General features: G+C 69.6%; 21 protein-coding genes. 9 read left to right on the forward strand and 12 right to left on the reverse strand.

The genetic code is table 11. The annotated features are described in order from the left end of the window. Window positions 1-71 precede the first annotated feature (71 nt). Window positions 72-860: a fumarylacetoacetate hydrolase family protein gene (locus tag AB0I04_RS18390; RefSeq protein WP_360885798.1), complete on the forward strand. Its 789-nt coding sequence runs from the start codon at window positions 72-74 to the stop codon at window positions 858-860. 33 nt (window positions 861-893) lie between these two features. Here the strand turns inward: AB0I04_RS18390 and AB0I04_RS18395 are convergent, their stop codons facing one another. After that, window positions 894-1,868 carry a C45 family peptidase gene (locus AB0I04_RS18395; RefSeq protein ID WP_360885800.1) on the reverse strand — a complete coding sequence of 325 codons (975 nt, stop codon included), beginning with the start codon at window positions 1,866-1,868 and terminating at the stop codon, window positions 894-896. A 532-nt stretch (window positions 1,869-2,400) separates the two neighbouring features. On the opposite strand from AB0I04_RS18395, the gene AB0I04_RS18400 reads away from it, so the two are divergent. The 6 genes from AB0I04_RS18400 to AB0I04_RS18425 are packed head-to-tail and all read left to right on the forward strand — an operon-like array spanning window position 2,401 to window position 7,519. Then, the gene (locus AB0I04_RS18400; protein WP_360885802.1) at window positions 2,401-3,330 is read left to right on the forward strand and encodes an acetaldehyde dehydrogenase (acetylating); all 930 of its coding nucleotides are present in this window, start codon (window positions 2,401-2,403) and stop codon (window positions 3,328-3,330) included. Next, entirely contained in the window at window positions 3,330-4,355 is a 1,026-nt protein-coding gene (gene dmpG / locus AB0I04_RS18405) for a 4-hydroxy-2-oxovalerate aldolase (protein ID WP_360885804.1), read from the forward strand. The genes AB0I04_RS18400 and dmpG overlap by 1 nt, the downstream gene beginning before the upstream one ends. Continuing rightward, window positions 4,352-5,332, forward strand: coding sequence for an ABC transporter substrate-binding protein (locus AB0I04_RS18410; RefSeq protein ID WP_360885806.1), 981 nt, complete (start codon window positions 4,352-4,354; stop codon window positions 5,330-5,332). Before dmpG ends, AB0I04_RS18410 begins: the two co-directional genes overlap by 4 nt. Then, entirely contained in the window at window positions 5,329-5,847 is a 519-nt protein-coding gene (locus tag AB0I04_RS18415) for a MaoC family dehydratase N-terminal domain-containing protein (RefSeq protein ID WP_360885808.1), read from the forward strand. The genes AB0I04_RS18410 and AB0I04_RS18415 overlap by 4 nt, the downstream gene beginning before the upstream one ends. Further along, window positions 5,837-6,265, forward strand: coding sequence for an acyl dehydratase (locus tag AB0I04_RS18420; RefSeq protein ID WP_360885810.1), 429 nt, complete (start codon window positions 5,837-5,839; stop codon window positions 6,263-6,265). Before AB0I04_RS18415 ends, AB0I04_RS18420 begins: the two co-directional genes overlap by 11 nt. Before the next feature lie 3 nt (window positions 6,266-6,268). Further along, the gene (locus AB0I04_RS18425; protein WP_360885812.1) at window positions 6,269-7,519 is read left to right on the forward strand and encodes an amidohydrolase family protein; all 1,251 of its coding nucleotides are present in this window, start codon (window positions 6,269-6,271) and stop codon (window positions 7,517-7,519) included. Between the two features lie 27 nt (window positions 7,520-7,546). On the opposite strand, the gene AB0I04_RS18430 is transcribed toward AB0I04_RS18425, so the two are convergent. Further along, a complete protein-coding gene (locus AB0I04_RS18430; RefSeq protein ID WP_360885813.1) occupies window positions 7,547-10,027 on the reverse strand; it encodes a tetratricopeptide repeat protein in 2,481 nt (826 codons plus the stop codon). A 209-nt stretch (window positions 10,028-10,236) separates the two neighbouring features. On the opposite strand from AB0I04_RS18430, the gene AB0I04_RS18435 reads away from it, so the two are divergent. Then, window positions 10,237-10,989, forward strand: a complete 753-nt coding sequence (locus AB0I04_RS18435) for an SDR family NAD(P)-dependent oxidoreductase (RefSeq protein ID WP_360885815.1) — start codon at window positions 10,237-10,239, stop codon at window positions 10,987-10,989. 56 nt (window positions 10,990-11,045) lie between these two features. Here the strand turns inward: AB0I04_RS18435 and AB0I04_RS18440 are convergent, their stop codons facing one another. From AB0I04_RS18440 to AB0I04_RS18485, 10 genes are all read right to left on the reverse strand, one after another. Continuing rightward, window positions 11,046-11,927 (reverse strand): helix-turn-helix transcriptional regulator, encoded by an 882-nt coding sequence (locus AB0I04_RS18440; RefSeq protein ID WP_360885817.1) that lies wholly within the window; start codon window positions 11,925-11,927, stop codon window positions 11,046-11,048. A 768-nt stretch (window positions 11,928-12,695) separates the two neighbouring features. After that, window positions 12,696-13,481: a DUF6424 family protein gene (locus AB0I04_RS18445; RefSeq protein ID WP_360885819.1), complete on the reverse strand. Its 786-nt coding sequence runs from the start codon at window positions 13,479-13,481 to the stop codon at window positions 12,696-12,698. A 286-nt stretch (window positions 13,482-13,767) separates the two neighbouring features. Further along, window positions 13,768-14,673, reverse strand: coding sequence for a trypsin-like serine protease (locus AB0I04_RS18450; protein ID WP_360885820.1), 906 nt, complete (start codon window positions 14,671-14,673; stop codon window positions 13,768-13,770). Window positions 14,674-14,763: 90 nt separating this feature from the next. Next, entirely contained in the window at window positions 14,764-15,192 is a 429-nt protein-coding gene (locus AB0I04_RS18455) for a hypothetical protein (RefSeq protein ID WP_360885821.1), read from the reverse strand. Window positions 15,193-15,269: 77 nt separating this feature from the next. Further along, window positions 15,270-16,073, reverse strand: coding sequence for an IclR family transcriptional regulator (locus AB0I04_RS18460; RefSeq protein WP_360885823.1), 804 nt, complete (start codon window positions 16,071-16,073; stop codon window positions 15,270-15,272). Beyond that, complete coding sequence (locus AB0I04_RS18465; protein ID WP_360885825.1) at window positions 16,070-16,855, reverse strand: alpha/beta hydrolase; 786 nt, start codon at window positions 16,853-16,855, stop codon at window positions 16,070-16,072. The genes AB0I04_RS18460 and AB0I04_RS18465 overlap by 4 nt, the downstream gene beginning before the upstream one ends. A gap of 46 nt (window positions 16,856-16,901) precedes the next feature. Beyond that, a complete protein-coding gene (locus tag AB0I04_RS18470) occupies window positions 16,902-17,756 on the reverse strand; it encodes an alpha/beta fold hydrolase (protein ID WP_360885827.1) in 855 nt (284 codons plus the stop codon). Then, a complete protein-coding gene (locus AB0I04_RS18475; protein ID WP_360885829.1) occupies window positions 17,753-18,703 on the reverse strand; it encodes a hypothetical protein in 951 nt (316 codons plus the stop codon). Before AB0I04_RS18475 ends, AB0I04_RS18470 begins: the two co-directional genes overlap by 4 nt. Next, the gene (locus AB0I04_RS18480) at window positions 18,700-20,022 is read right to left on the reverse strand and encodes a hypothetical protein (protein ID WP_360885831.1); all 1,323 of its coding nucleotides are present in this window, start codon (window positions 20,020-20,022) and stop codon (window positions 18,700-18,702) included. The genes AB0I04_RS18475 and AB0I04_RS18480 overlap by 4 nt, the downstream gene beginning before the upstream one ends. A 130-nt stretch (window positions 20,023-20,152) precedes the next feature. Next, entirely contained in the window at window positions 20,153-21,352 is a 1,200-nt protein-coding gene (locus tag AB0I04_RS18485) for an aromatic ring-hydroxylating dioxygenase subunit alpha (RefSeq protein ID WP_360885833.1), read from the reverse strand. Window positions 21,353-21,603: 251 nt separating this feature from the next. Between AB0I04_RS18485 and AB0I04_RS18490 the strand changes: the two genes are divergently transcribed. Further along, window positions 21,604-22,587 (forward strand): ABC transporter substrate-binding protein, encoded by a 984-nt coding sequence (locus AB0I04_RS18490; protein WP_360885835.1) that lies wholly within the window; start codon window positions 21,604-21,606, stop codon window positions 22,585-22,587. Window positions 22,588-22,591 lie beyond the last annotated feature (4 nt).

Here is a 22,591-nt window from a genome sequence, read left to right on the forward strand (position 1 = left end):
GAGCAGGACGATCGGCTGTCCAGGCCGGAACGCGGCTGGAATCCTCGCCGCGTGACAGGAGGGAAACGAACATGACCGTACCTGGTGACGTGCTCGCCGAGGCGGCGCGGGCACTGGCCGCCGCGGAGCGGGACCGTGCGGCGATCACGCCGCCGACCGAGACCTGGCCCGGCCTGGACACGGCCGACGCGTACGAGATCCAGCTGATCAACACGCGGCGGCGGACCGCCGCAGGGGAGACGGTGCGCGGCCACAAGGTCGGGCTCACCTCCGCGGCCATGCAGCAGATGCTCGGCGTCGACCAGCCGGACTACGGCGTGCTGTTCGCATCGATGTTCACCGAGGACGGCGGCAAGGTGACGGCGGCGGACCTCCTCGCCCCGAAGGCCGAGATCGAGATCGCGTTCGTCCTCCGGGACGAACTGCGGGGTCCGGGCGTCACGGTCGACGACGTCCTCGCGGCCACCGACCACCTGCGCGCCGCGATCGAGATCGTCGACAGCCGGGTCGCCGACTGGCGGATCACGCTCGCCGACACCGTCGCCGACAACGCCAGCAGCGCCGGCGTCGTGCTCTCCGGGCACCGGGTACCGGTCGGCGACGTGGACCTGGAACGCGTCGAGGGACGGCTCCTCAAGGCCGGTGAGCTCGTCGACCGCGGACCGGGGTCGGCGGTGCTCGGCAACCCGGCCGCCGCGGTCGCCTGGCTCGCCAACACCCTCGGCGAACGGGGCGTGGCGCTGGAGCCCGGGCACGTGGTGCTCCCCGGTGCCTGCACACGTGCGGTGGACGTGGTGGCGGGCGACGTCGTGACGGCCGACTTCGACGTGCTCGGCCCGGTCACGGTCACGTTCGGCTGAAGCGGTTCGGGGCGTCGACGAGCCGAGAGCGGCTCAGCGGGCCATCGTGGAACGATTGCCCACACCTTGTGGCGTCCCGATGGTCACAGCGCGATGACCGGGCGTGAAGTCGTCGAATGACTGCTCCCAGCTCGCGTCCGGCCAGTGGTAGGTCACCCGGCCCTCGGCCGGACGGTAGTGCGCCGTGTAGACCGTCCCCTGCCCCACCTCATAGGCGGTCTGGTACAACGGCGGCCGGAGCATCGCCGCGACGTCCGGGCCGGCGGCGCGAACGGCGGCGAGCCGCTCCTGGGTTCGGGTGGACGCCTCCTGGTCCTCCGGGATCGGCAGGTGCTGGTGGTTCGCGGCGCAGGCGTCCGTCGCCTCGATCAGCGGGGTGTCGGGTCCCACGTACACGGTCGCCGCCCGGTCACGGTCGGCGAGGGTGACGTTCTGCGGGATGGCGATGGGGAGTTCGCGCAGTCGGCTGATCGCCTGGCCGACGGTCTCGCAGGTCTCCAGCAGGTAGCGCAGCACGATGAGGATGGTGAAACCCGGCCGGTGGACCAAGCGTCCGCCGAAGGTGAGCGAGACCGCGAGTCCGGCGTCGTTCATTCCGTCCAGCAGACCCCACCCTGCCTCCTGCATTCCGATCACCGGCCGCAGGAACCGGGACGAGACGATTGTGCCTTCGCATTCATCGGGCGGGAAATCGTAGTTGCGCAGCAGAACGCCCTTGCCGCCGAGCTGAGTGCAGCCGGAGAAGAACGGCCGGATGGCGGCGTGAGTGAGGTACGTCTCGCCGCCGGGTCGGTCGAGTTGCCCGGCGAGCAGGTCGAGGATCGGCACCAGTTCCGGCATGTGCTTCTCGAACAGCGCGCGTGCCCTGGCAGCGCCTTCCTCGGTCCGGCCGTCGTCGGTCAACCAGCCCTCTGCGGTCGGCCACAGCGCCTGGGTGTGTTCGGCCCATCGTCCGTCGCCGCCGTCACCGATCTCAAGCGCCCGGAAGGTCTTCTGCTGTCCGCCCATGAGACCGTCACTTCCCGTCGTTATAGGTGAGAGACAGCAAGCTAGCAAATTTGTGGATAATTCCACTAGGTTGACAAATGATGGCAATTTCTGATTGTCCGGTGGAGGCGCCAACACGTCCTGCCGACCGTCCTGGACTAGAGCTCGCCGGTGCATTTCTCGGCGTATCTCGGATAGTCGGCCCACAGGCATATCCGCATGACGAGGTCTCTACCGTCGACCACCTTCTTCACGGCCGGCGTACGCGCGTAGTCGCGGGTCGGATTGTGGCCGGTGATGATCGCAGGGCACGAGTGCCAGGTCGCCGTAGGCCACGGTCACGACCCCGGGTGACGCCGTCGTTCCGCTCAGCAGGACGATCGGCTTACACCTGCGCGGACGCGGCTGGAATTCTCGCCCGGTGACAGGAAGGAAGCAACCATGACCGTTCCTGGTGAGGCGCCGGCCACGGCGGCGAGGACACCGGCCGCAGCCGAGTGGGACCGTACCGCGATCCCGCCACTGGTGACCTTCGGCTGACGGGGAGACGCAGATGACGAAGATCTCGGCCGCGATCGTCGGATCCGGCAACATCGGCACCGACCTGCTCTACAAGCTGCTCCGCTCGGACCTGGTCGAGCCACGCTGGATGATCGGGGTGGATCCCGCCAGCGCGGGGCTGGCGAGAGCCGCCACCGAGGGCCTCACCACGTCCGCCGAGGGGGTCGACTGGCTGCTCGCGCAGTCGGAGCTGCCCGGCCTCGTGTTCGAGGCGACCTCGGCGTACGTCCACGTCCGGAACGCGCCGAGGTACGCCTCCGCCGGCATCCGCGCGATCGACCTGACGCCGGCGGCGCGCGGCCCGTACGTCGTGCCGCCTGCCAACCTGCGCGAGCACCTGGACGCGCCCAACGTCAACATGGTCACCTGCGGCGGGCAGGCCACGATCCCGATGGTGTACGCGGTGTCCCGGGTCGCCGAGGTCGCGTACGCCGAGATCGTCGCGTCGATCGCCTCCCTGTCGGCAGGCCCGGGCACCCGGCAGAACATCGACGAGTTCACCCGTACCACGTCGCGGGCGATCGAAGTGCTCGGCGGCGCGAAGCGCGGCAAGGCGATCATCATTCTGAACCCGGCGGATCCGCCCGTGCTGATGCGCGACACGGTCTACTGCTCGATCCCCGACGACGCCGACGAGGCGGCGATCACGGCGTCGGTGAAGGAGATCGCGGCCGAGGTGGCGGGCTACGTGCCGGGCTACCGGCTGCTGTCCGACCCGCAGTTCGACACGGATCATAACGGGAGGTCGGTCGGGGCAGGTTGGTCGGGCGAAGCACGCAGACGGGTGGCGATCTTCCTGGAGGTGGAGGGCGCCGGTGACTTCCTGCCGCCGTACGCGGGGAACCTCGACATCATGACGGCCGCCGCCGCGCGCGTCGGCGATGTCCTCGCGGAGCACCTGCTGACGAAGGGACGTGCGTGATGGCGTACGGCGACGGCCTCGACATCCGGGTCACCGACTCGACCCTGCGGGACGGCAGCCACGCCGTCCGGCATCAGTTCACCGAGGAACAGGTCCGCGGCGTCGTGCGCGAACTCGACGCGGCCGGCGTGCCGGTCATCGAGGTGACCCACGGCGACGGGCTCGGCGGCTCGTCCTACGTGTACGGCATGTCCGGCACCGACGAGCGGGTCCTCATCAAGGCGGCGGTCGCCGAGGCGCGGCAGGCGAAGATCGCCGCGCTGATGTTGCCCGGTGTGGGCACCAAGGACGACATCCGGGCCGTGCACGACCTGGGCGTCTCGGTGATCCGCATCGCCACTCACTGCAGCGAGGCGGACATCTCCGAGCAGCACTTCGGGCTCGCCCGCGAGATGGGCCTGGAGACGGTCGGCTTCCTCATGCTCGCGCACCGCCTCAGCCCGGAGGACCTGGCGAAACAGGCGCGCACCATGGTCGACGCGGGATGCCAGTGCGTGTACGTCACCGACTCGGCGGGCGCGCTCGTCCTCGACGAGGTGACCGAGCGGGTCGAGGCGATGCTCGCCGAGATCGGCGGGGAGGCGCAGATCGGCTTCCATGGGCACCAGAACCTCTCCCTGGCCGTTGCGAACACGATGTTCGCGTTCCGCGCCGGCGCCGTGCAGGTCGACGGCTGCACACGTGGCGTCGGCGCCGGTGCCGGGAACACTCCGACCGAGGCGCTCGTCGCGGTCTGCGATCGGCTCGGCCTGCGCACCGGCATCGACACGTTCGGCATGATGCGAGTCGCGGAGGAGGTGGTCCGGCCCATCATGGACCGCGAGTGCGTCGTCGACCAACTCTCCCTGGCGATGGGATACGGCGGCGTCTACTCCTCCTTCATGGGGCACGCGGCCCGCGCCGCCGAGCGCTACGGCGTCGACCCGGCCCAGATCCTGCTGCGCTGCGGCGAACGCCGGCTGGTCGGCGGTCAGGAGGACCAGATCACCCAGATCGCCCTCGAACTCGCCGAGGAGACGGCATGAAGCCCGTGATGCGGCGCGCCCGCGCCGCCGTCGTCGCCGGTGCCGCACTGGTCCTGGCCGCGTCCTGCACGTCGGGGTCGACGGACGCCGGAGCGGCCAACGCCGGGGCCAAGGGCCCGGTCATCCGCATCGCCGTCGGCGTCGACCCGTCGTACGCGCCGCTCTACCTTGCCGTGGAACGCGGCATGTTCGCCAAGGCCGGGGTGAACGTCCAGCTGATGCAGGTCGAGGGCGGACCGGCCGCCGCCGAGGCCGTGGTCGCCGGCACCGCCCAGATCTCCGCGAACGCCGACTCCACCGCGCTGTCCCTGATGGCCAACAACGCGAACCTGCGCTCGATGGGCGTCTTCCAGTCCTCCGACCGCTACCTCAAGGTCGTCCTGCGCAAGGGCGTCGACTCGCCGAAGCAGATCAAGACCATGGGCTCCATCCAGGGCCTCGGCCTGTACGCCACCCACGCGTACCTGCGGCACAACGGCATCGACCCCAACAGCATCAAGATCGTCAAGGGGTCTCCGCCGGACATGCCCGGCCTGCTGGGACGCGGCTCGATCGACGGCTACATCCTGTTCGAGCCGTGGGCGGCCAACGGCGTCAAGGAGGGCGGCCACCTCGCGGGCCGGATCGGCGACTTCGGCGTCGGGTACGTCCAGTGGCTCCTGGCCGACCAGAAGTGGCTGAGCGGCCACGGCGACACGGCCGGCAAGATCTTCAAGGTCGTCGCGCAGGCCGACCAGATCGTGACGAAGGACCCGAAGGCCGCCGCCGAGGCGACGCAGAAACAGGTCAAGCTGCCCGCCGACACGACGGTCAAGGTTCTCCCCGAGATCAACTTCGCGGGGCGCGGCTTCACCGACGCCGACTACACCTCCGCCGGTAAGGAACTGGACTTCCTCCTCGGACAGAAGCTGATCAAAACACGGCCCGACCTCAAGACGGTGATGCTCCGCGGCTGGTACGAGAAGTACGTCTCATGACCGGCGATCCCCTGGAAGAGGTCAGCGCCCGCGCCGCCCGGCTGCGCGGCCGGACCGAGCGCGTCCGCCTCGGCGAGGTCACGGTCCGGGACCTGTGCCGGTACGCCATCGCGGTCGGCGACGACGAGTACGCCGTCGCCGCCCGCGCGGCGGAGGCGGCGGGCCGTCCGGTCATCGCGCCGCCCATGTTCCTGACCGGCATCCTCAGCTGGGAGGACGGCCCGCCCGAGGACCAACTGCGACCGGACGGGCTGGGCGCGCAGGAGTCACCGTGCACCGAAGGCCTGCCGGTCCGGCAGGTCCACGGCGGGCAGGCCGTACGGCTGCTCGCCCCGGTGCGGGCCGGCATGACGATCCATGCCGAGCGCTCCCTGACCGGCGCGGACCGCAAGCACGGCAAGGCCGGGGACTTCGTGGTCCTCGGGCTGCGCACCGAGTACTTCGACGACTCCGGGACCCCACTGGTGGTGTCGGACGAGTCGGTGATCGTGCTGGGAGACGGCGATGGAGCTTGAACCGGGCACGGTGTGCCCGCCGCTGGAGTTCACGCCGACGCGCGTACGGCTGTTCCGCTTCAGCGCGGTGAGCTGGAACTCCCACCGGATCCACTACGACCAGGAGCACGCCCGTACGGAGGGGTTCCCCGACGTCGTGGTGCAGTCGACGCTGCACGGAGAGATGTTCGCCCGCACGGTGCTGCGCTGGGCGGGTTCCGGCGCGGTGCTGCGCCGCGTCGAGTGGCGCAACCGCGCGACCGCGTACGCGGACGTGCCCCTGACCTGCTCGGCGACGGTGAGCACGGTACGGGAGGAGGGCGACGGCCATCTCGTCGAACTGGCGCTCACCGAGACCGCCGCCGACGGCACCGTCTGCGCCACCGGCATCGTCGAGGTGCACATCCCTGACCGCGCGCCCGGCACAGAATCGGAGTAGGAAATGACGGAGGACAGGACCCGACCTGCTGTGTTCACCGGTGCCCGGCTCATCGACGGCACCGGTGCGGCTCCGGTCGAGTCGGTGGCCGTGGTGGTGGAGGACGGCAGATTCACCTACGTCGGGCCGGAGGCTTCGAGACCGGAGATCGACGGCGCGACGGTCATCGATCTCGGTGGCCGCACGCTGCTGCCGGGATTCTTCGACTGCCATCTGCATTTCCTCATGAACAGCAACACCGACTTCACGGGGAGGCTGCTGACCAACCGTCCGACGGTCACCGTCTTCGAGCGCGCCCAGCAGATGCGAAAGACGCTGCACGGCGGCGTCACGACGGCGCGGGACCTCGGCGGCATCGACGCCGGCTACCGGGACGCGGTGGCGCTCGGCCTGATCGACGGGCCCCGGCTGCACGTCGCACTCCGGCTGATGAGCCACACCGGGGGACACGCGGACTTCGGCCTGCCCACGGGCTTCGACCCGTCTTCTCTTCTCGGCCCGTTCAGCGAACTGGTCGACGATCCGGCGCAGGCCCGCCTGGCCACGCGGCGGCTCCTCCGCGACGGCGCCGACGTCATCAAGGTCTGCGCGACCGGTGGCGTGAACAGCCCGAGCGATCAGCCCGAGGACGAGGGCCTGTCCGTGGAGGAGATCGCGGCGGTCGTGGACGAGACCCGCCGGCATCGCGGCCGGCCGGTCGCCGCACACGCACAGGGTGCCCAGGGCATCAAGAACGCCTTGCGGGGCGGTGTGTCTAGCATCGAACACGGATACCTCATCGACGATGAGGGCATCGACCTCATGCTGGAGAAGGGCGCGTTCCTGGTCCCGACCCTGTCGACGTTCCACGTCGCGCGTGAGCACTTCACGCCCGCGGCGTACGAGAAGAAGATGCGCATGGCCGAGTCCGCGACGGAACGGCTGAGTGAGGCGGTCCGGCGCGGCGTGCGGATCGCGCTGGGTACTGATTCGGGTGTCCTCGCGCACGGCCAGAACCTCCGGGAGCTCGGCCACATGACGAAACTGGGCCTGTCGCCGTTGGAGGCCATCCGTGCCGGCACGCTGAACGCCGCCCGGCTCCTGGGCCTGGACGAGACGCTCGGCACCGTCGAACCGGGAAAGATCGCCGACCTCGTGGTGTGCGACGGCGACCCGGTCGCCGACATCGACCTGCTCGGCGACCCGGCGAACGTCGTCCTGGTGATGCAGGAGGGCCGCCTGGTCAAGCGAACCCTGACCGAGGCCGTGCGATAGTGAACGTTTCAGATCGGCCGCCGGCCATCAATACTGGATCATGTCCGAGTCGGCCGTGGCCAACGGCGGGTACAGCCGCAACGCCTCCCCGGTCGCTTCCGCCGCCTCCTCACGTCGCCCCACGCTGCGGAGCGCGGTACCGAGATTCCACAGGGCGGCCGCGAGGTGGCGCTGCGCGGCTCCCGGATTGGCGTGGGCCACCACCCGGTACAGCCGAACGGCCTCCTCGGCGGCCGTCAGGCATTCCTCGTGTCGTCCCAGAGCGGCCAGGAGGCTGGCGAGATTTCCCAGTGATCCGGCGAGACCGGATGTGAAGACGGCAGGGTTCGACTCCGCGAGCTCGCGGCGGACCTGAACCGCCTCCTGAACGATCCGCAACGCTTCGTCGTGCCGTCCGAGGTTGTTGAGGTGCACCCCGAGGTTGTCCAACGCGGTGCCGAACTCGCCCTGATGAATGGCGCGGTTGTCGGCGGCGAGCCGCCGGTACAGGGACACCGATTCGTCGGTGGCCTCCAGCGCCTTCTCGTGCTCTCCCAAAGCCGCCAGCCGGTTCGCCAGATTGTCCAGCGAACTGGCCAATGCGGCCCGGTAGGCGTCCGGATCGGCCTTGGCGAGTCGTCGCCGGATCTGCACCGACTCCTGGGCGACCCTCAGCGCCTCCACGTGGCGGCTCAGCGCTGAGAGCCGATTGCCCAGGTTGTTCAGCGATGCCGCGAGGTAGGCGCGGCTCGTCCGCGATCCGTCCGCGGCCAGCCGCCGGTCGATCCGCACCGCCTCCCGGGAAGGAGCCAACGCCTCGGCGTGCCGTCCCAGCCGGGACAGCGCAATGCCGAGATTGCCCAACGCCCCCGACAGCTCGACCAGTGCCCTGGGGGTGTACTCGGCCAGCCGCCGGTAGGCGTCGACGGCCTTGCGATCCGCCTCGACGGCGTCGTGATAAAGGCCGGCGTTGGTCAGCCGCGTGCCCAGCTTGGCGAAGGTGCGTGCCTGCTCGGCGGGGTGCCTGGCACGCGTGAGGTGGTGCTCGGCCAGGCGCGTGGTCAAGGCGGCGATGGCGGGATCCAGATCGACATCGCGTTCGTGCGACAGCCGGGCCTCGACGGTCTCGAGAAGCGACAGATCCACGTCGGGCATGGTGGCGAGGGAGGCCAGCGCGGCACCGCCCGCTTGCAGCACCAGCTCGGGATGGGCGCGAAGCAGGGGATACAACTGGCCGTCCGCCACATGCGGCCAGCGGCGCGCGGTCTCGATGAGCACCGTCAGCGCGGGCCGCGTCCACGTCGGGGTGCCGTCGGGCGTGAGGAGGCGGTCCGCGGCGCCCTCGGTCCAGGGGTCGCTGGGGTGGTCGTAGGGATGGCCCGGTGTCGTCAACGCGATGAAGTCCTCACCCAGGCGATCCGGATACAGCGGTTGCAGCACCGCGACGCCGGCTCCGCGCCCTGCCGGGGGCGGATAGCACAGGGCGTGGTCCTTGACGATCTGGCCGGGGTGCTGGGAGGACTCCACCCCGATCCGCTGGAGGGCCGCCACGGCATCGTGGTGCGGGAGGCCGCCGGTGAGGGTGGCCGTGTAGACGGTCTGGCCCATCACGTCGGCATTGGTGGTCAGTGGGCCGTCGACCCGGTCGTGCAAGGCCTGCCAATGGACGCGTTCGCGGTTCAGAAGGAACGTCGAGACCGCCACCGGGCCCTCCGGGACCGGAACGCGTTGGTCGTGGGCCAGTACGGCGGCCAGCGCGGCCATGTGCGCCGCCAGCACCTGACCGTACTCATCATGTGCCGCTGTCCCCTCCGGCACCTCGATGAGGTGACCGTCCGGGATGTTCAGCAATGCGGCGAAGCGGTCTCGTGCGATCTCGACCAGTCTCGTCCGCCCCGCCGGACTGGCTTCGACGGGCCCGAGTGCCTGGGAGTCGCTCTCCCATCCCAGATCCGCCTCGATCCGGTGGGCCAGGGTCTGCCACCAGGTTCCGGCCGGCCGGGCGAGCAGCAGCACCCGTACGGCGGCGTCGGCCGGACGGCCGAGATCGGCGAGCAGTCTCAGCAGATCGGTCGAGTCCCAGCGCTCGGCGTAGTCGGCGATCACCAACAGCCGGTTCGCCGTCCGAAGGCCCTCCGGCTCGAATGCGGCGGGTGCCGCCGGATCGCGGCGGTGATGCGCGGCGAGAACCTGCCAGCCGTCCCCTTTCCATGCCTCGGCGACGTGCCCGGCCAACCGTGACTTGCCCTGACCACCCACGCCGTGCACCAGCCGTACGGCCTGCGGCGCCGACCCGTCGCGCCACGCCCGCAGATCGGCCAGCTCGTCGCCGCGGCCGGTGAACGGCACCACGGCGGTCGACGCGCGCAGCAGGCGGCTGGGCTGCGCACGCGCCTGCTCGGCCGACGGAACGCCCGTCGGCTTCGGCCACCACGACAGGCGATACGGGGCCTCCGCCTCGTACACGACCATGTCGCGGCCCGCTTGGAAAATCGTCCCGAACGGCCCCACCGACGCGTGTTGCACCACGCTCTCGGAGGGTTCGGCTGCGCCCGTCACTGCTCGCCGACGCATGATTCACGACCGGAGCGGTACACCCGGCCACTCTCCGCGAGCCCTAATGACTCCACCTGGCCAGACCCTTCAATGATCGCCGGACACCCATCATGCGACACCGGCGGTCCGCTCACCAGACCAGAGCCGGGGCCCGCCCGCGCGCCGGTCCCTACGATCGGCGCATGTCGGACGTGTTCTCCCTCGTCGGCCGTACGGCGCTCATCACCGGCGGCGCCTCCGGCATCGGGTTCGCGGCGGCGCGTGCCATGACGTCCGCCGGGGCCCGGGTCGCCATCACCTCGCGGGATCCGGACCGCGCCACGGCGTGCGCCGAGCGGATCGGCCCGGGGACCATCGGAATACGTTGCGACGTCTCCGCCGAAGACCAGGTACGCGCCATGGTCGACGAGGTGGCCGAGCGGCTCGGCGGGCCCGACATCGTGGTCACCAGCGCCGGCACGCTGGCTCGGGGCAGCGTCGCCGAACTCGGCACCGACGTGCTCCACGCCTGCATGGCGACCAACTTCTACGGCACCTGGTACACCGTGCGGGAGGCGAGCAAGCGGATGACCGCCGCGGGCTACGGGCGCATCGTGACGGTGGGATCCGTACTCGGCGTGGTCGGAGCCCCGGAACGCGCCGGCTACGCCGCGTCGAAGGGCGCGGTCGTCCAATTGACCAGGTCCCTGGCGCTGGAGCTGGCCGGTACGGGGGTGACCGCCAACTGCCTGCTTCCCGGGCCGGTGCTGACCGAGATGAACGAAGCGTCCCGCGACGACCCGGTCGCCCTCGCCATGGTGCGCCGGGAGGTGCCGATGGGCCGCTGGGGCGAGACCCACGAGCTGACCGCCGCGCTCCTGCTCCTAGCCGGCGAACACGCCGGCTACCTGACCGGCACCGTACTGCCGGTGGACGGCGGCTACCTCGCGCACTGACCCCGCCCCCGGGCGGCCGCGGCCTGAGCCTCCGGTGGGGACGGCGCGTACCCCGCCTACCGGCGCGTGGGCGAGCTGTCCGTGGTGACCGGCGGACCAGCGGTCGCGGCGAGCCGCAGCTTGGTCTCATCCGCGCTGTCGGGCACGGCACTCATGATCACAATCTTGAGCTCGGAGTCACCGTCGGTCAGCACATCGCAGTCCACGGTGACCGGCCCCACCGAGGGGTGCTCGATCGTTTTATGGTTCTCACGGTGAGCGGCCACCGTACCGGTCGCCCACAGCTCGGCGAACCGCTGGTTGCCCGTACTCAACACGCGGATCAGCTCGGCCAGGCGCAGGTCGTGAGGGAACCGGCCGGTGGCGCGACGCAGGTCGGACACGACGGCGGCGTCGATGGCGTCCCTGTCCCGTTCGGTCACCGGCCATAGCGCGAGGCGAGCAGGTCCGGCACCTATCGGGAACCTGTCGCGGGCGAAATTGCGCAGCTGCGGTGACGACGATGATGGATCGCCCAGCAGCGCAGCCCAACTACGGTTCCACCAGACCAGCCGCCAGTCCGCCGCGAACACGGCGACCACGACGTCCCCGAGCCGGGCGAGCACCCGCTGTACGCCGGGCGGGATGTGGTCGGAGACCGCGCCGTCCGCCGGAGGGGCGAGACGGGCCAGGCGGTACAGATGATCCCGCTCGGCGGTCGACAGCTGCAGGGCGCGTGCCAACGACGCCACCACCGATGCCGAGGGCGTCGTGGCCCGCCCCTGCTCCAGGCGCACGATGTAGTCGACGGACACGCCGGCGAGTTCGGCGAGCTCTTCGCGGCGTAGCCCGACCGCGCGGCGTGCCCGGCCCACCGGCAACGCCGCGGCCGACGGGGGCAGCCGATCCCGCCAGACACGGATCATCGCGCCCAGCCCGGCCCCGGGTGTCGTGCGCATGATGCCCATCTTCGTGCATCCTCGGCCATCGAATGTGACGTCGATGGTGGTACAGCTGGTCCTACCGTCGAAGCGTCCCTGGCCGGGGTGTCACGGGCGGACGAACAATGACCACGTGACGATCACCTTCATCACCGGAGCGAACAAGGGACTCGGCCGCGAGACCGCCCGCCGCCTTATCGAACTCGGTCACACCGTGCTCAAACGCGGGGATCCACGGTCCCGCCGGTGATCCCAGCGCCCTGACCGGCCGAACCGGCGAGATCGCCTGGTCCTGAACCCTGGCCGGCTGCGAGCCGTCGACCCGACACGGCCATCACCGCTCCGATCCGCCTGACGGACGACGCCGGCGTGATCACGGCGCGAACCTCGCCGTCGACGGCGGCATGCGCGCGGTCTGTCATCGAGCCCGTACGATGCGGACAGGCTCACGAAGTGTTCAACCGCCCGCCGAACGTCGGCGATGCAGTCGTCGATGCTCACCGCCCCCCGGCCGATCAGCCGATACCCGGCTGAAACCGCGAAGATGCCGCGCGACGCCAACTGTCGGCAGTGTGGTGCCAACCCATCGGCCGATCCTTTGCGCAGAGCGCCACCGTGAAACATGACGATCCCCGCCACGGGCTGTATGCCTTCGGCCGGCTCGAAGACCAACATGGGTAGCTCACTGCCGTCGGCGGCTTCATAGATTGTCGAGGACTCGCGGCTGGCCGCCATGAGCACACATTCGACCATCTACCGCTCATATCGACAACCGAATTGGCGCGGCTACCGTGTGGCGGTTTGCCGCGAAAAGGCCTGCCGGGCGAGCGGGTGTTCTGGAGGCAGGATGACGGCCTTGTGCTCGTGCTGAGCGGTGGCGATCGCGTCGCCTTGGGGTGTGCCGTGGCGAGCGAAGACGAGGCGCACCCTGCCGTCGCCGGAGCCTCGCGGCGCCAGTGGTGTGACGGCGCCATGGGTGCCGTCGGGCAGGGTGACCCATAGCTGAAAGTCGTCGCGGCGGAAGAAGTCGGCGGATTTCACGGGCCACGGATAGTGGTGCTCACCGGCCGCTTTGGGCAGGATGCCTTGGTGGTCGCTCTTGGTGAGCGGGACGCAGCTGTTGAACAGTGAATCGGTGTAGCGGGCGACGCTGTCGGCGTCTTTGATTTCCTCGTTAAGGATCTGCTCCGCCTCGTCGTAACCGAGGTCGGCGAGGGCGGGCAGGGTATTGGGGAAGGCGGTGATCAGCGTCAACGCGTCTCGGCGTAGCCGGTCGACTTTCACCGGGTCGGCGCAGAATTGCGTACTCCATTCGATGCCGGCCCGTGCGAGGTACATCTGCCAGCCGTTCGCCGAGCGGACCCACAGACTCCCTCCGTGATGCATCTCCCACGGTCCGGGACCGTAGGGGAGCCTGTCCTGGCCCGAGTCGGCCAGTATCTTGTGGGCTGTGCGCTTGGCCTCCGTGAACCAGTGCGACTCCGTCCGCTGAGGATGGTCAGCGATATAGACGCTCCACGGATGGTCTTCCGATTCGATATGCGTGCCTGTAGAGCTTGATCCCGATGTCATGGCACACCTCCTGAGGGCAGCGATAACGTAGGTATCGCAGATATTGGAGATAACCGGGTGCTCTGCAGAGACGATCGGACTTCCGATGGATCCAGTTATCTGACCCGCATCGTAGCCTCGCGGCTCTGCGCCTAAGCGTCGGACAATGCCAGTGTCCGGCTCTATCATTTCCTGGATACGGCAACGTTCCTCAAATTAAGGTAAGCCGACCCGTGAAGCGCAGTGCCCTGAAGGGTGAATGAGTGGACTGCCTTGCGACGTCGTGCCGCCGATGAGAACGAGATGCTCAGGAGACGGTGCTGCCCGTGTTCGCCTGCTGCCACAGCGTGTAGATGCTGGAATCCCACTGGGATCCGTAGCTCGTCGCCACCGTCGAGCCGCCTTCTTGGTATCCGCCGACGACCGCGCCGATGGTCGTGGTGTTCCACGGGGCGGGCTGGTAGTGCCGGAAGGGGGTTCCGCTGACGCCATCCGTGTAGGAGGCGCAGTCGATCTTCCAGTAATTGACGCCGCTGAACTTCGCGGAGCTGACGGGGGTCTCGCATCGGTACGGGACGTCCTGGTCGCCCGGGTACCCGAGGAGGTCGACCTGCTCGCCGGCCTTGAACGGGTCGGCCGACATCCGCACGGATCCGGTCTTGTCGCCCAGGTGGTAGTCATGGCCGGTCGTTGACAGCCTCACCAGCGCGTAGTCGTACCGCGGATTATCGGTGATCCCCCAGCGCGAGTCGATGTAGTAGTCGGCCAGCGGCCAGCTGCCCCACGGACTGTTGCCGCCGCTGTACTGCGGCACGAACGCGCCGAGCCTTCCGATCGGCACGCCATATCGCTTGATGCAGTGGGCCGCGGTAAGGATGAGATCCGCCCCTATGACGGTGCCCGTGCAGTTGAACGCGGGAAAGACGATCCGCCCGACGGTGGGCACGGGATCCGCCGGATCCGACGACCTCGGACTCGGGGCCTCCGACTCCGCCGATGACGAGTTCTTCAACAGCCTCGCCCTGGTCCAGTAGCGGATCGTCGCCTCGGCCTCCGCCTTTGTGCTGTTCAACGATCCGGTGTCCACCTTGATGGACGGCCCCATGGGCGCCACGGCGTGTGGCAGAGGAGTCACCGAATCGGCGTGCGCGATACCCGAGGACGCCACGACGCATGCGGCAGCGGCCAGCGCGAGGGGGAGTTTATGCAGCATAGTGTGACCTCTCCGCTACTATGCGCAAGCCTGGCGGCTTAATTAGACACAAAGGACGCCCGTCGATCTTGCTGATCTTAACCAGATCGGTCAGTGGCCGGATGCAGAACCGGCGGATCGTGGTCTACGCGGACGGGATGCCGGTTCGTAGCCTTTGAGGAGCTGCGCCGGCACTGTCATTACTCGTCGAGTCGATGCGGGACACAAGGTCAAAGGGCCGGCCCGGAAGATGTCCGTGCGGTGCGGATGCCGCGTTTCTCGCGCTCGGCGTTCGATGAGCTCGTCGGTGAGTTTCTCCGGGTCCACCGCGTAGTCGTCGTCGTAGAGGGCGTCGTAGTCGCGGGTGCTGAGGGGCAGGCCGAGTGCGGCGAGTTGGTCGGCGAAGAAGGTGATGTCGAGAAGGTATTGGAAGTCCGTACGGCCCTCCCACTGCGCCACCAGCATCGTGCGCAGGTCGTTCGGGATCGGCCGGCCGTCCAGGCGCGCACGGGAGAACTCGGCGAGCCGCTCTTCGTACATGGTCCTGCCTCGCTGATCGGTCCGGAAGATCAGGCGACAGTAGCGGCATCCCACGACAAAGTGATCACGGAGCCGCGTCAGGCCAGGGACTGGAGGGTGCGGGAGATGCCGAGGCTGGCGGTGCGGAGGGCGCCGGTGAAGCGGCCGACGTTCATTCGGCAGGTGGGTGCCGTGATCGACAGTGCCCCCGCGAGCGTGGTGGGGGCGGTGAAGACGGGGACGGCGACGCTCATGTAGCCGAGCCGGGTCTCCTCGACCTCGACCGCCAGCCGATCCTCGCGGACCTTGTCCAGCTGCGCGCGCAGCAGCCCCGGCTGAACGATCGTCTTGCGGGTGAGCGGCCGTATGCCGTTGCGTACGACCTCCTGGAACAGGGAAGGGGACGCGAACGCGAGGATCACCTTGCCCGTCGCGGTGCAGTACAGCGGGAGCCGGCCGGCGATGCGGGACTGCTTGTTCAGCCCACGGTGTACGACGAGCTTCTCGACGTACAGCACGTCGAGGCCGTCGTGGATGGCGAAGTGGACGGTCTCCTGCGTGGCGATCAGCAGGTCCTCCATGTACGGGAGGGCGGCCTCGCGCAGGGTCCGCTGCCGGGGCACCCGCTGGCCGATCTCGAAGAGTCGCAGGCCGAGGCGGTACCGGTTGCCGGCCCGCTCCAGCACCCCCCACTCGAGGAGCTCCTGCGCGAGCCGGTGCACGCTGGCCTTCGCCACCCCCGAGCGCCGTACCAGCTCGGCGAGCGACAGGACGTCGTCCTCCGCGGTGAAGGACTCGATGATCAGGCGCGCCTTGCCGAGAACGGAGTTCATCGCGTCGGCGTCGTTCTGCGGGCTGATCGGAGATTCGGCAGCGGGTCGGACGAACGGAACCACGGTCATGACGCGAACCTCGCGATCAGATCGGCTATCTCGGAGGGATGAAGTTCCATCAAAGGAACCATGCCGCCTTCGATCACCGCAACGGTCGGGCTGGTAAAACGTGACGACAGCGACTTCAGCTCGGGGAAGCTGAACGGATCGGCCGACGCGCCGACGCACAGCACCGGGCAGCGGACGAGACCGATCCGCTCCTCCATCCGGTACGCACTGACCGCCTCGTGCCCCTTCTCCATGTCCGGACCGACGACCAGCGCGTCCCGGACCAGTCTGGTGAACAGGTCCGGCCGGTCCGTGGGGTAGAAGGCCCGCCGGCGCCGCCACAGCTCGGTGAGGTGCGTGCCGTCGGGATCGATCTCGACGTGGTCGATCGCAGGGCGGTGCCGCCGCATCTCGCGGGCGGCGGCGTCGACGTACGGCGTGGATGACAGGACCAGGCGCTCGACGCGGTCCGGAGCCCGCGCCGCCACCTCGATCGCGACGACGCCGCCGGTGTGGTGGCCGGCCAGGGTCGCGCGGTCCAGGCCGAGCGCGTCGAGGAACTCCACGACGGCGGCGGCATAGGTCTCGATGCGGTGCTCGGCGACCGGCGCCGACGCGCCGAAGCCGATCGTGTCCATGGCGATCGCGCGGTGCGTCCGGCCGAGGAGGGGGAGCACCTCGCGGTACTCGTCCCAGGATCGCGGCGTCTGGTGCAGGAGCAGCACGGGCGCGCCGGATCCGCACTCGGCGTAGTGGACCTGCCCGAACGACGTGTCCGCATAGCCCTTCCGGATCCCCGTCATCGCGCCTCCCCGCCCTTCCGGATCCGGGTCATCCGCATTCCAGTCATTACGCCTCCGCGAGGAACGCGAGGCTCAGCGGGTTGTAGCGGCCGGCCTGCTCGTGCTGGGGCCAGTGCCCGCACTCGTTGAAGATCTCCAGCCATGCCCCGGGGATGGCGTCGGTGATCGCCTGCGCCTCGGGGACGTCGCCGAACGGGTTCTTGTTGCCCCAGACGACCAATGTGGGGGCGGTGATCCGGGCCATGCGGTCGGGGCGCAGCAGGTTGCGCTCGCGGATCTCGACCTCCTGCAGGGCCAGCAGGTTCGGCAGGTTCTTCTGGAAGTCCGGCCGGTGGTAGATGGCGTACCGCGCCTCGGTGAGCTCGTCGCCGAACTCCTCGTCCCATTCGGCCCACAGCAGCCGCAGCCGGTTCCGGGTGAGCTCGATGTCGTCCTCGAGGGACGCGGCGGTCGTCGTCTTCTTCAGGCGCTCCATCACCTGCGGGTTGACCTTGGTGCCGCCCATGCACAGCAGCTGCAGCGACGCGACCCGGTCCGGGTGCTCGCTCGCCGCCCACGCCGACACCCAGCCGCCGAGCGACTCGCCGACCAGGTGCGCGCGCTCGGCGCCGACGGCGTCGAGGTAGGCGATCAGGTGGTCGACGTACGCGGGGATCTCCTGCGGGACGTCCGGCTTGCCGGTGTACCCGTGGCCCAGCATGTCGATCGCGTGGCAGCGGTACTTCCGGGCGTGCTCGGGGATGTTGCGGACGAACGCCTCAAGGTGGCCGCTCGTGCCGTGCAGGAAGACGACGTGCTCGCCGTCCTCGGGACCCGCCTGCAGCGCCCGGGTCCGGATCCCGCCCGCGTCGACGTAGGTGTGCCGGTAGTCGACGTCGGCCAGCGCGGTCCAGATGCTCATGAGGAAACCTTTCCGTGGGGATCGATGACGGCGACGCCCATGCCGGTGAGCCATTCGGGGATGACCTCGTACGCGAGGCGATGGCCGGGCGCGTGGCCGAGCGCGGCGGCCATGACGAGCCAGGTGCGCACCTCCTGCGCGCCGTTGCCGGCGACCTCTTCGAGGCGTTCGGTGGTGTACGTGGTGATGCGGTGCAGTTCGCCCTTCTCGACCATGGTCAGGAGCTCGTCGTCGAACTCCGGATTGATCGCCGCCCGGGCGGCCCTGATGATCTGACGGCGGCGTGCGTCGTAGTCCTGCCAGTTGTTCCGCCCGTCGAGCCACGCCCGGACCATGAACTCCTCGTCCTCGCCGTCCGGGCTGCGCCAGTCGGGCCAGGGGAGCCGGTGCGACAGGCCGCCGGAACCGATCACGGCGACGCGGCGGTCCCCGGGGAACGCCTCGACGGCCTCCCGGATCGCGCGTCCCAGCGCGTCGCAGCGGGCGAGGGTGGGCAGCGGGGGCGCGAAGACGTTCACGACGATCGGGACGATCTCCACGTCCAGCCCGGCGAGCAGGTACTGGATCGCGTGCGACTGACCGTGGTCGATCTGCAGCCGGGCCGAGAACGCGACGTCGAAGCCGCCGCCGTCCACGAGCGTGCCCGCGACGTGTCGGGCCAGCTCCTCGTCGACCGGCTGCGGTCCCTTCGGCGTGCCCGACTCGCCGCTCGCGACGCACTCGCCGACCCCGATCGTGAAGCTCGGGATGAGGTCGAGCCAGAACCCGCGGAAGTGGTTGGAACCCACGATGACGACGGTGTCCGGCCGGGCCGCGGCGATCCGGTCGCGCGCCGCGTACAGGGCGTCGCGGAAGCGCCCGGCCTCGTCCTTGTGCACCGTCTCCTCCCAGTGCGTGTTCATCAGCGTGCTGTGCGACGCGCCGACGCCCAGAACGATCTCGGTCACAGTCCCACCTCCGATCGAGAACGGGTGACGGTGTCGACCGCCGTACGGATGAGGTGCCGGGTGAGGCGTTCCATCGCGCGGACGTCGACTGTGTTCATGCCGAGGGCGAAGTCGATCTCGAAGGGCGCCTCGGTGACCTTCGGCATGCCGATCCGTACGGTCGGGATGCCGCGGTTGCGCAGGATGTTGGCGTCGGTGGCGCCGCTGTTGCCGCGGATCACCTCGTGTTCGCGGCCCTCCAGGGCCTCCCAGGCGGCGACCGCGCTGCGGGACACCCACATGCCCGGATCGGACGCGGTGCCCGGGATGGCCAGGACCATCTCCGACGACAGCTCGACGCCGGGCAGCTCGGCGCGGATCCCCTCGATCGCGGCGGCGAACTCCCGCTTGGCCTCCATCGGCGTCGTCCGGGGACTCAGCCGCAGGTCCACCCGCAGGCGGCAGGAGGCCGGGGTGACCGCCGCCATCCGGGGCCGGCCGGCCTCGATCGCGGCGACGATGCCCTGCGGGGCGACCGTGCCCTCGGCGTGCCGTTCGGCGTACTCGGCGAACCAGCGCTCCAGCCGTACGGCGACCTCGCCCGCGTGGGCGATCGCGTTGTCGTACGGCAGCCGGTGCCGCGACCCGACATAGGTGTGGATCCCGCCCGCGGTCACCTCGAACCAGGCCAGCCCGACCTCCTCCCACGAGACCGTCCACCCGGGTTTGGCGATCACCGCGAAGTCCGTCCAGTGCCCCTGTTCCAGAAGGAACGAGCAGCCGGCCCCCTGCCCGGTGTTGCGCCGCACGCTGCCGTCCAGCGCGTTCGTGGGCATGCCGCCGGCGCCGAACGCCACCAGCAGGTCCCCGGTCAGCGGCAGCCCCGCCTGGTGGATCGCCTCGGCGGCCATCAGCACGCACGCGGCGTGGCCCTTCGGGTTGGAGGCCCCGAGCCCGACCACGAGGTCGCCCACGACGCGGGCTGCGGGCCGCATGTCGGGCCGCAGCTCCGGGCCGGTCCACGGCGCGTCCTCGTCGGCGTCGCCGGTGGTCAGCGTGTCGATCGGCGCGTACAGCATCAGGTCGGGGCCGGTGCCGTCGCCGCGCAGCCGCCCCCACGCGTTGGCCTGCCGGTCGTCGAGCGGCTGCGTCGCCGCCGTGATGCCGGCCGCGCCGAGCGTGCCCGCGATGTACTCGGCCAGCGGCCCTTCGCCGCCGGTGGGGCTGGGCTCGTTCACGAGGCCGACGATCAGTTCGCGCAGCCGCGCCGTGGTGACGTGCTTCCAGGCCGCCGCGACCAGCTCCCGGCGCCGCTCGTCCAGCCCCTCCAGTCCACTCACTGGTTCACCCGATGGACCTGGGTGTTGCTCGTACGGGCGATCCAGCGCCACAGCAGCGGTGCCGCCACCGCGAGAGCCGCTCCGATGGTCAGGGTCAGCAGGGTGCGTCGCACGAAAGACTCCTCATAGGTCACTTGGCGCCGGTCTCGGCCCGCTTCTTGGCGAACTCCTCTTCGGCGAGGGTCCGCCAGGCGGTGAGCGACACGTCGGGGCGGTAGAGCTTCTCGGGCGGCGCGTCCGTCACGTCGACCATCCACGCGTCCTGGCCGGAGAACTGGCCGTGGAACAGCCAGCGGATCGCGCCGAGGTACTTGGCGTAGAAGCCGAGGGTCTTCCAGCCCTCGGTGAAGTTGACCATCACGCCGACGTACGTGTGGTTGTCGGCGTCGACCGGGACGTAGAACTCGTAGTGGATGAAGTTCGGGTACGCGATGCGCAGCACGCCCGGCATGGACAGCGAGGCGAAGCCGGGGAATCCTCGGGACTCGATGACCGGGTCGACCTTCTTCGGCTTGCCGGTGTTGCCGAGGTTGAAGGTCTCCTTCGGCGGCTGGATCTTCCACCAGCGCTTGCCGGTCCACCGGCCCACGCCCGGGAAGTCGGCCTCCCAGTGCACCTCGTCCTGCACCCGGTAGATCCAGCGTCCCTCGGGGACGATCCTCGTGATGTTCCAGGTGGGCATCGCCTTGAACAGTCGCCACAGCGACGTCCGGTGCAGGTACTTCGCGTGCCCCTCGTCGAAGCCGTTCTCGCACGCGAACCGCCAGTTCCCGGCCCGCGGCTCGATGCGACCGCCCATCATGAAGGCGTTGTCGACCAGTTCCTCGGGCAGCTGGGAGTCGATCGGGTGCGGCTCCTCGTCGGCGAGCGGCACGTACACCCATACCATGCCGAGGCGTTCGGCCACCGGGTAGGTCTGCACCCGGACCTTGCCGCAGATCCGCGACTGGGGTCCGTCGGTGATGACCGCGCACAGCTCGCCGTCGCCGAGGCGGAACGTCCACCCGTGGTACGGGCAGCTGAGCGTGCCGGGAAACTGCTGGTCGCCGAGCGACAGGGGAACGCCGCGGTGCGGGCAGCGGTCGTGCAGAGCGTGCACCTGTCCGCCGTCGCGGACCAGCGCGATCTTCTCGCCGCACAGGGTGACCGCGATGGGCTTGCCGGTCACGTGGCTCGACCAGGTGGCCGGGTACCAGTACCCGCGGAAGCCCGCGGCGGCCGCGTCGTACTCGGGCCAGGACGACCAGTCCTGTCGTCCGGGCCGCTTGGGCCGTCGTCCCGGCGAGCGGGTGTCCCCGCCCTGGGAGGCGGGCGAGTCGGGCTCGGTCATGGGCCGTCCTCCAGAATGTCCAACTGAGCGATGACGAGATGATCGATCGCCGGGGAGGGCTTGCCTACGGAAACGTCTCGCTGAGCAGACCGGGGCCGTCGGCGCGTCGTCGCGGATGACGATCCGGCGACGTTCCGGTGAGTGGACCTTCGGTCATGCGGCGCGAGCGTCGCCGACCTTACGGTGCGACGAACTTCGGCCAACCTCGAACCCACGCCAGGGTTCCCGGCCCAATGCCAGCGAGGTGCTCTTTGAAAGCACGGCACATCCCCTGGCGCGCTGCCGCCGCCGTCATCACACTGATCACGACCATGTCCGCCTGCGGCGCCGGCACGACCGACTCCGCGGGCGCCGGCGGAAACGCCGCCGGTCCGAAGATCCGCCTCGCGGTCGGCGTCGACCCGTCGTACGCGCCCATCTTTCTCGCCCAGGAGAAAGGGCTGTTCGCGAAGCACGGGGTCAACGTCGACGTCGTGCAGTTCGGCAAAGGCGGCGACGCCGTCGACGCGATCGCCTCCGGCCAGGTGCAGCTGGCCGGCAGCTCGGACACGACGGCGATCGGCACGCTCCAGCAGAATCCCGACCTCCGGGCGCTCCTCGTCTATGAGGCCTCCGGGAAGTACCTGAAGGTCGTCGAGCGCAAGAACATCGGCGACCCGTCACAGATCAAGAAGATGGCGATCGTTCCCGGCCTGTCGGAACTCGCCGCGACGCGGTTCCTCGAGTCCAAGAAGATCGACCCCAAGAAGGTCACGTTCGTCACCGCCGACCCGCCGGAGATCCCCGCACTGCTGCAGAAGGGGAACATCGACGCGTACGTCCTGTGGGAGCCGTGGCCGACCAAGGGCGCGCAGCTCGGCGGGAAGATCGTCGAGAACACGGGAGACTACGGCCTGTCCTACGTCCAGTGGCTCATCACCGGGAACAAGTGGCTGAGCGCCAACCAGAGCGCGGCCGGCAAGGTCGCCCAGGCGATCGACGAGGCCGCCAAGCTGACCGAGAGCGATCCGCAGGCGGCGGCGCAGGCCACGCAGAAGGCCGCGAAGGTGCCGACCGCGCAGACCGTCGCCGCGATCAATGAGATCGACTTCGGGGTCCGCGACATCACCGCCGCCGACCTGAAGGGCTACGAGTCGACCGCCGACTTCTTCCTCCAGACCGGCAAGGTCAAGTCGAAGCCGGACGTGAACGCCGCCGTGATCCAGAACTGGTTCACCCAGCACGCGGGGAAGTGAGGAC

The organism is Actinoallomurus sp. NPDC050550, assembly GCF_040655075.1.
Lineage (GTDB): Bacteria > Actinomycetota > Actinomycetes > Streptosporangiales > Streptosporangiaceae > Actinoallomurus.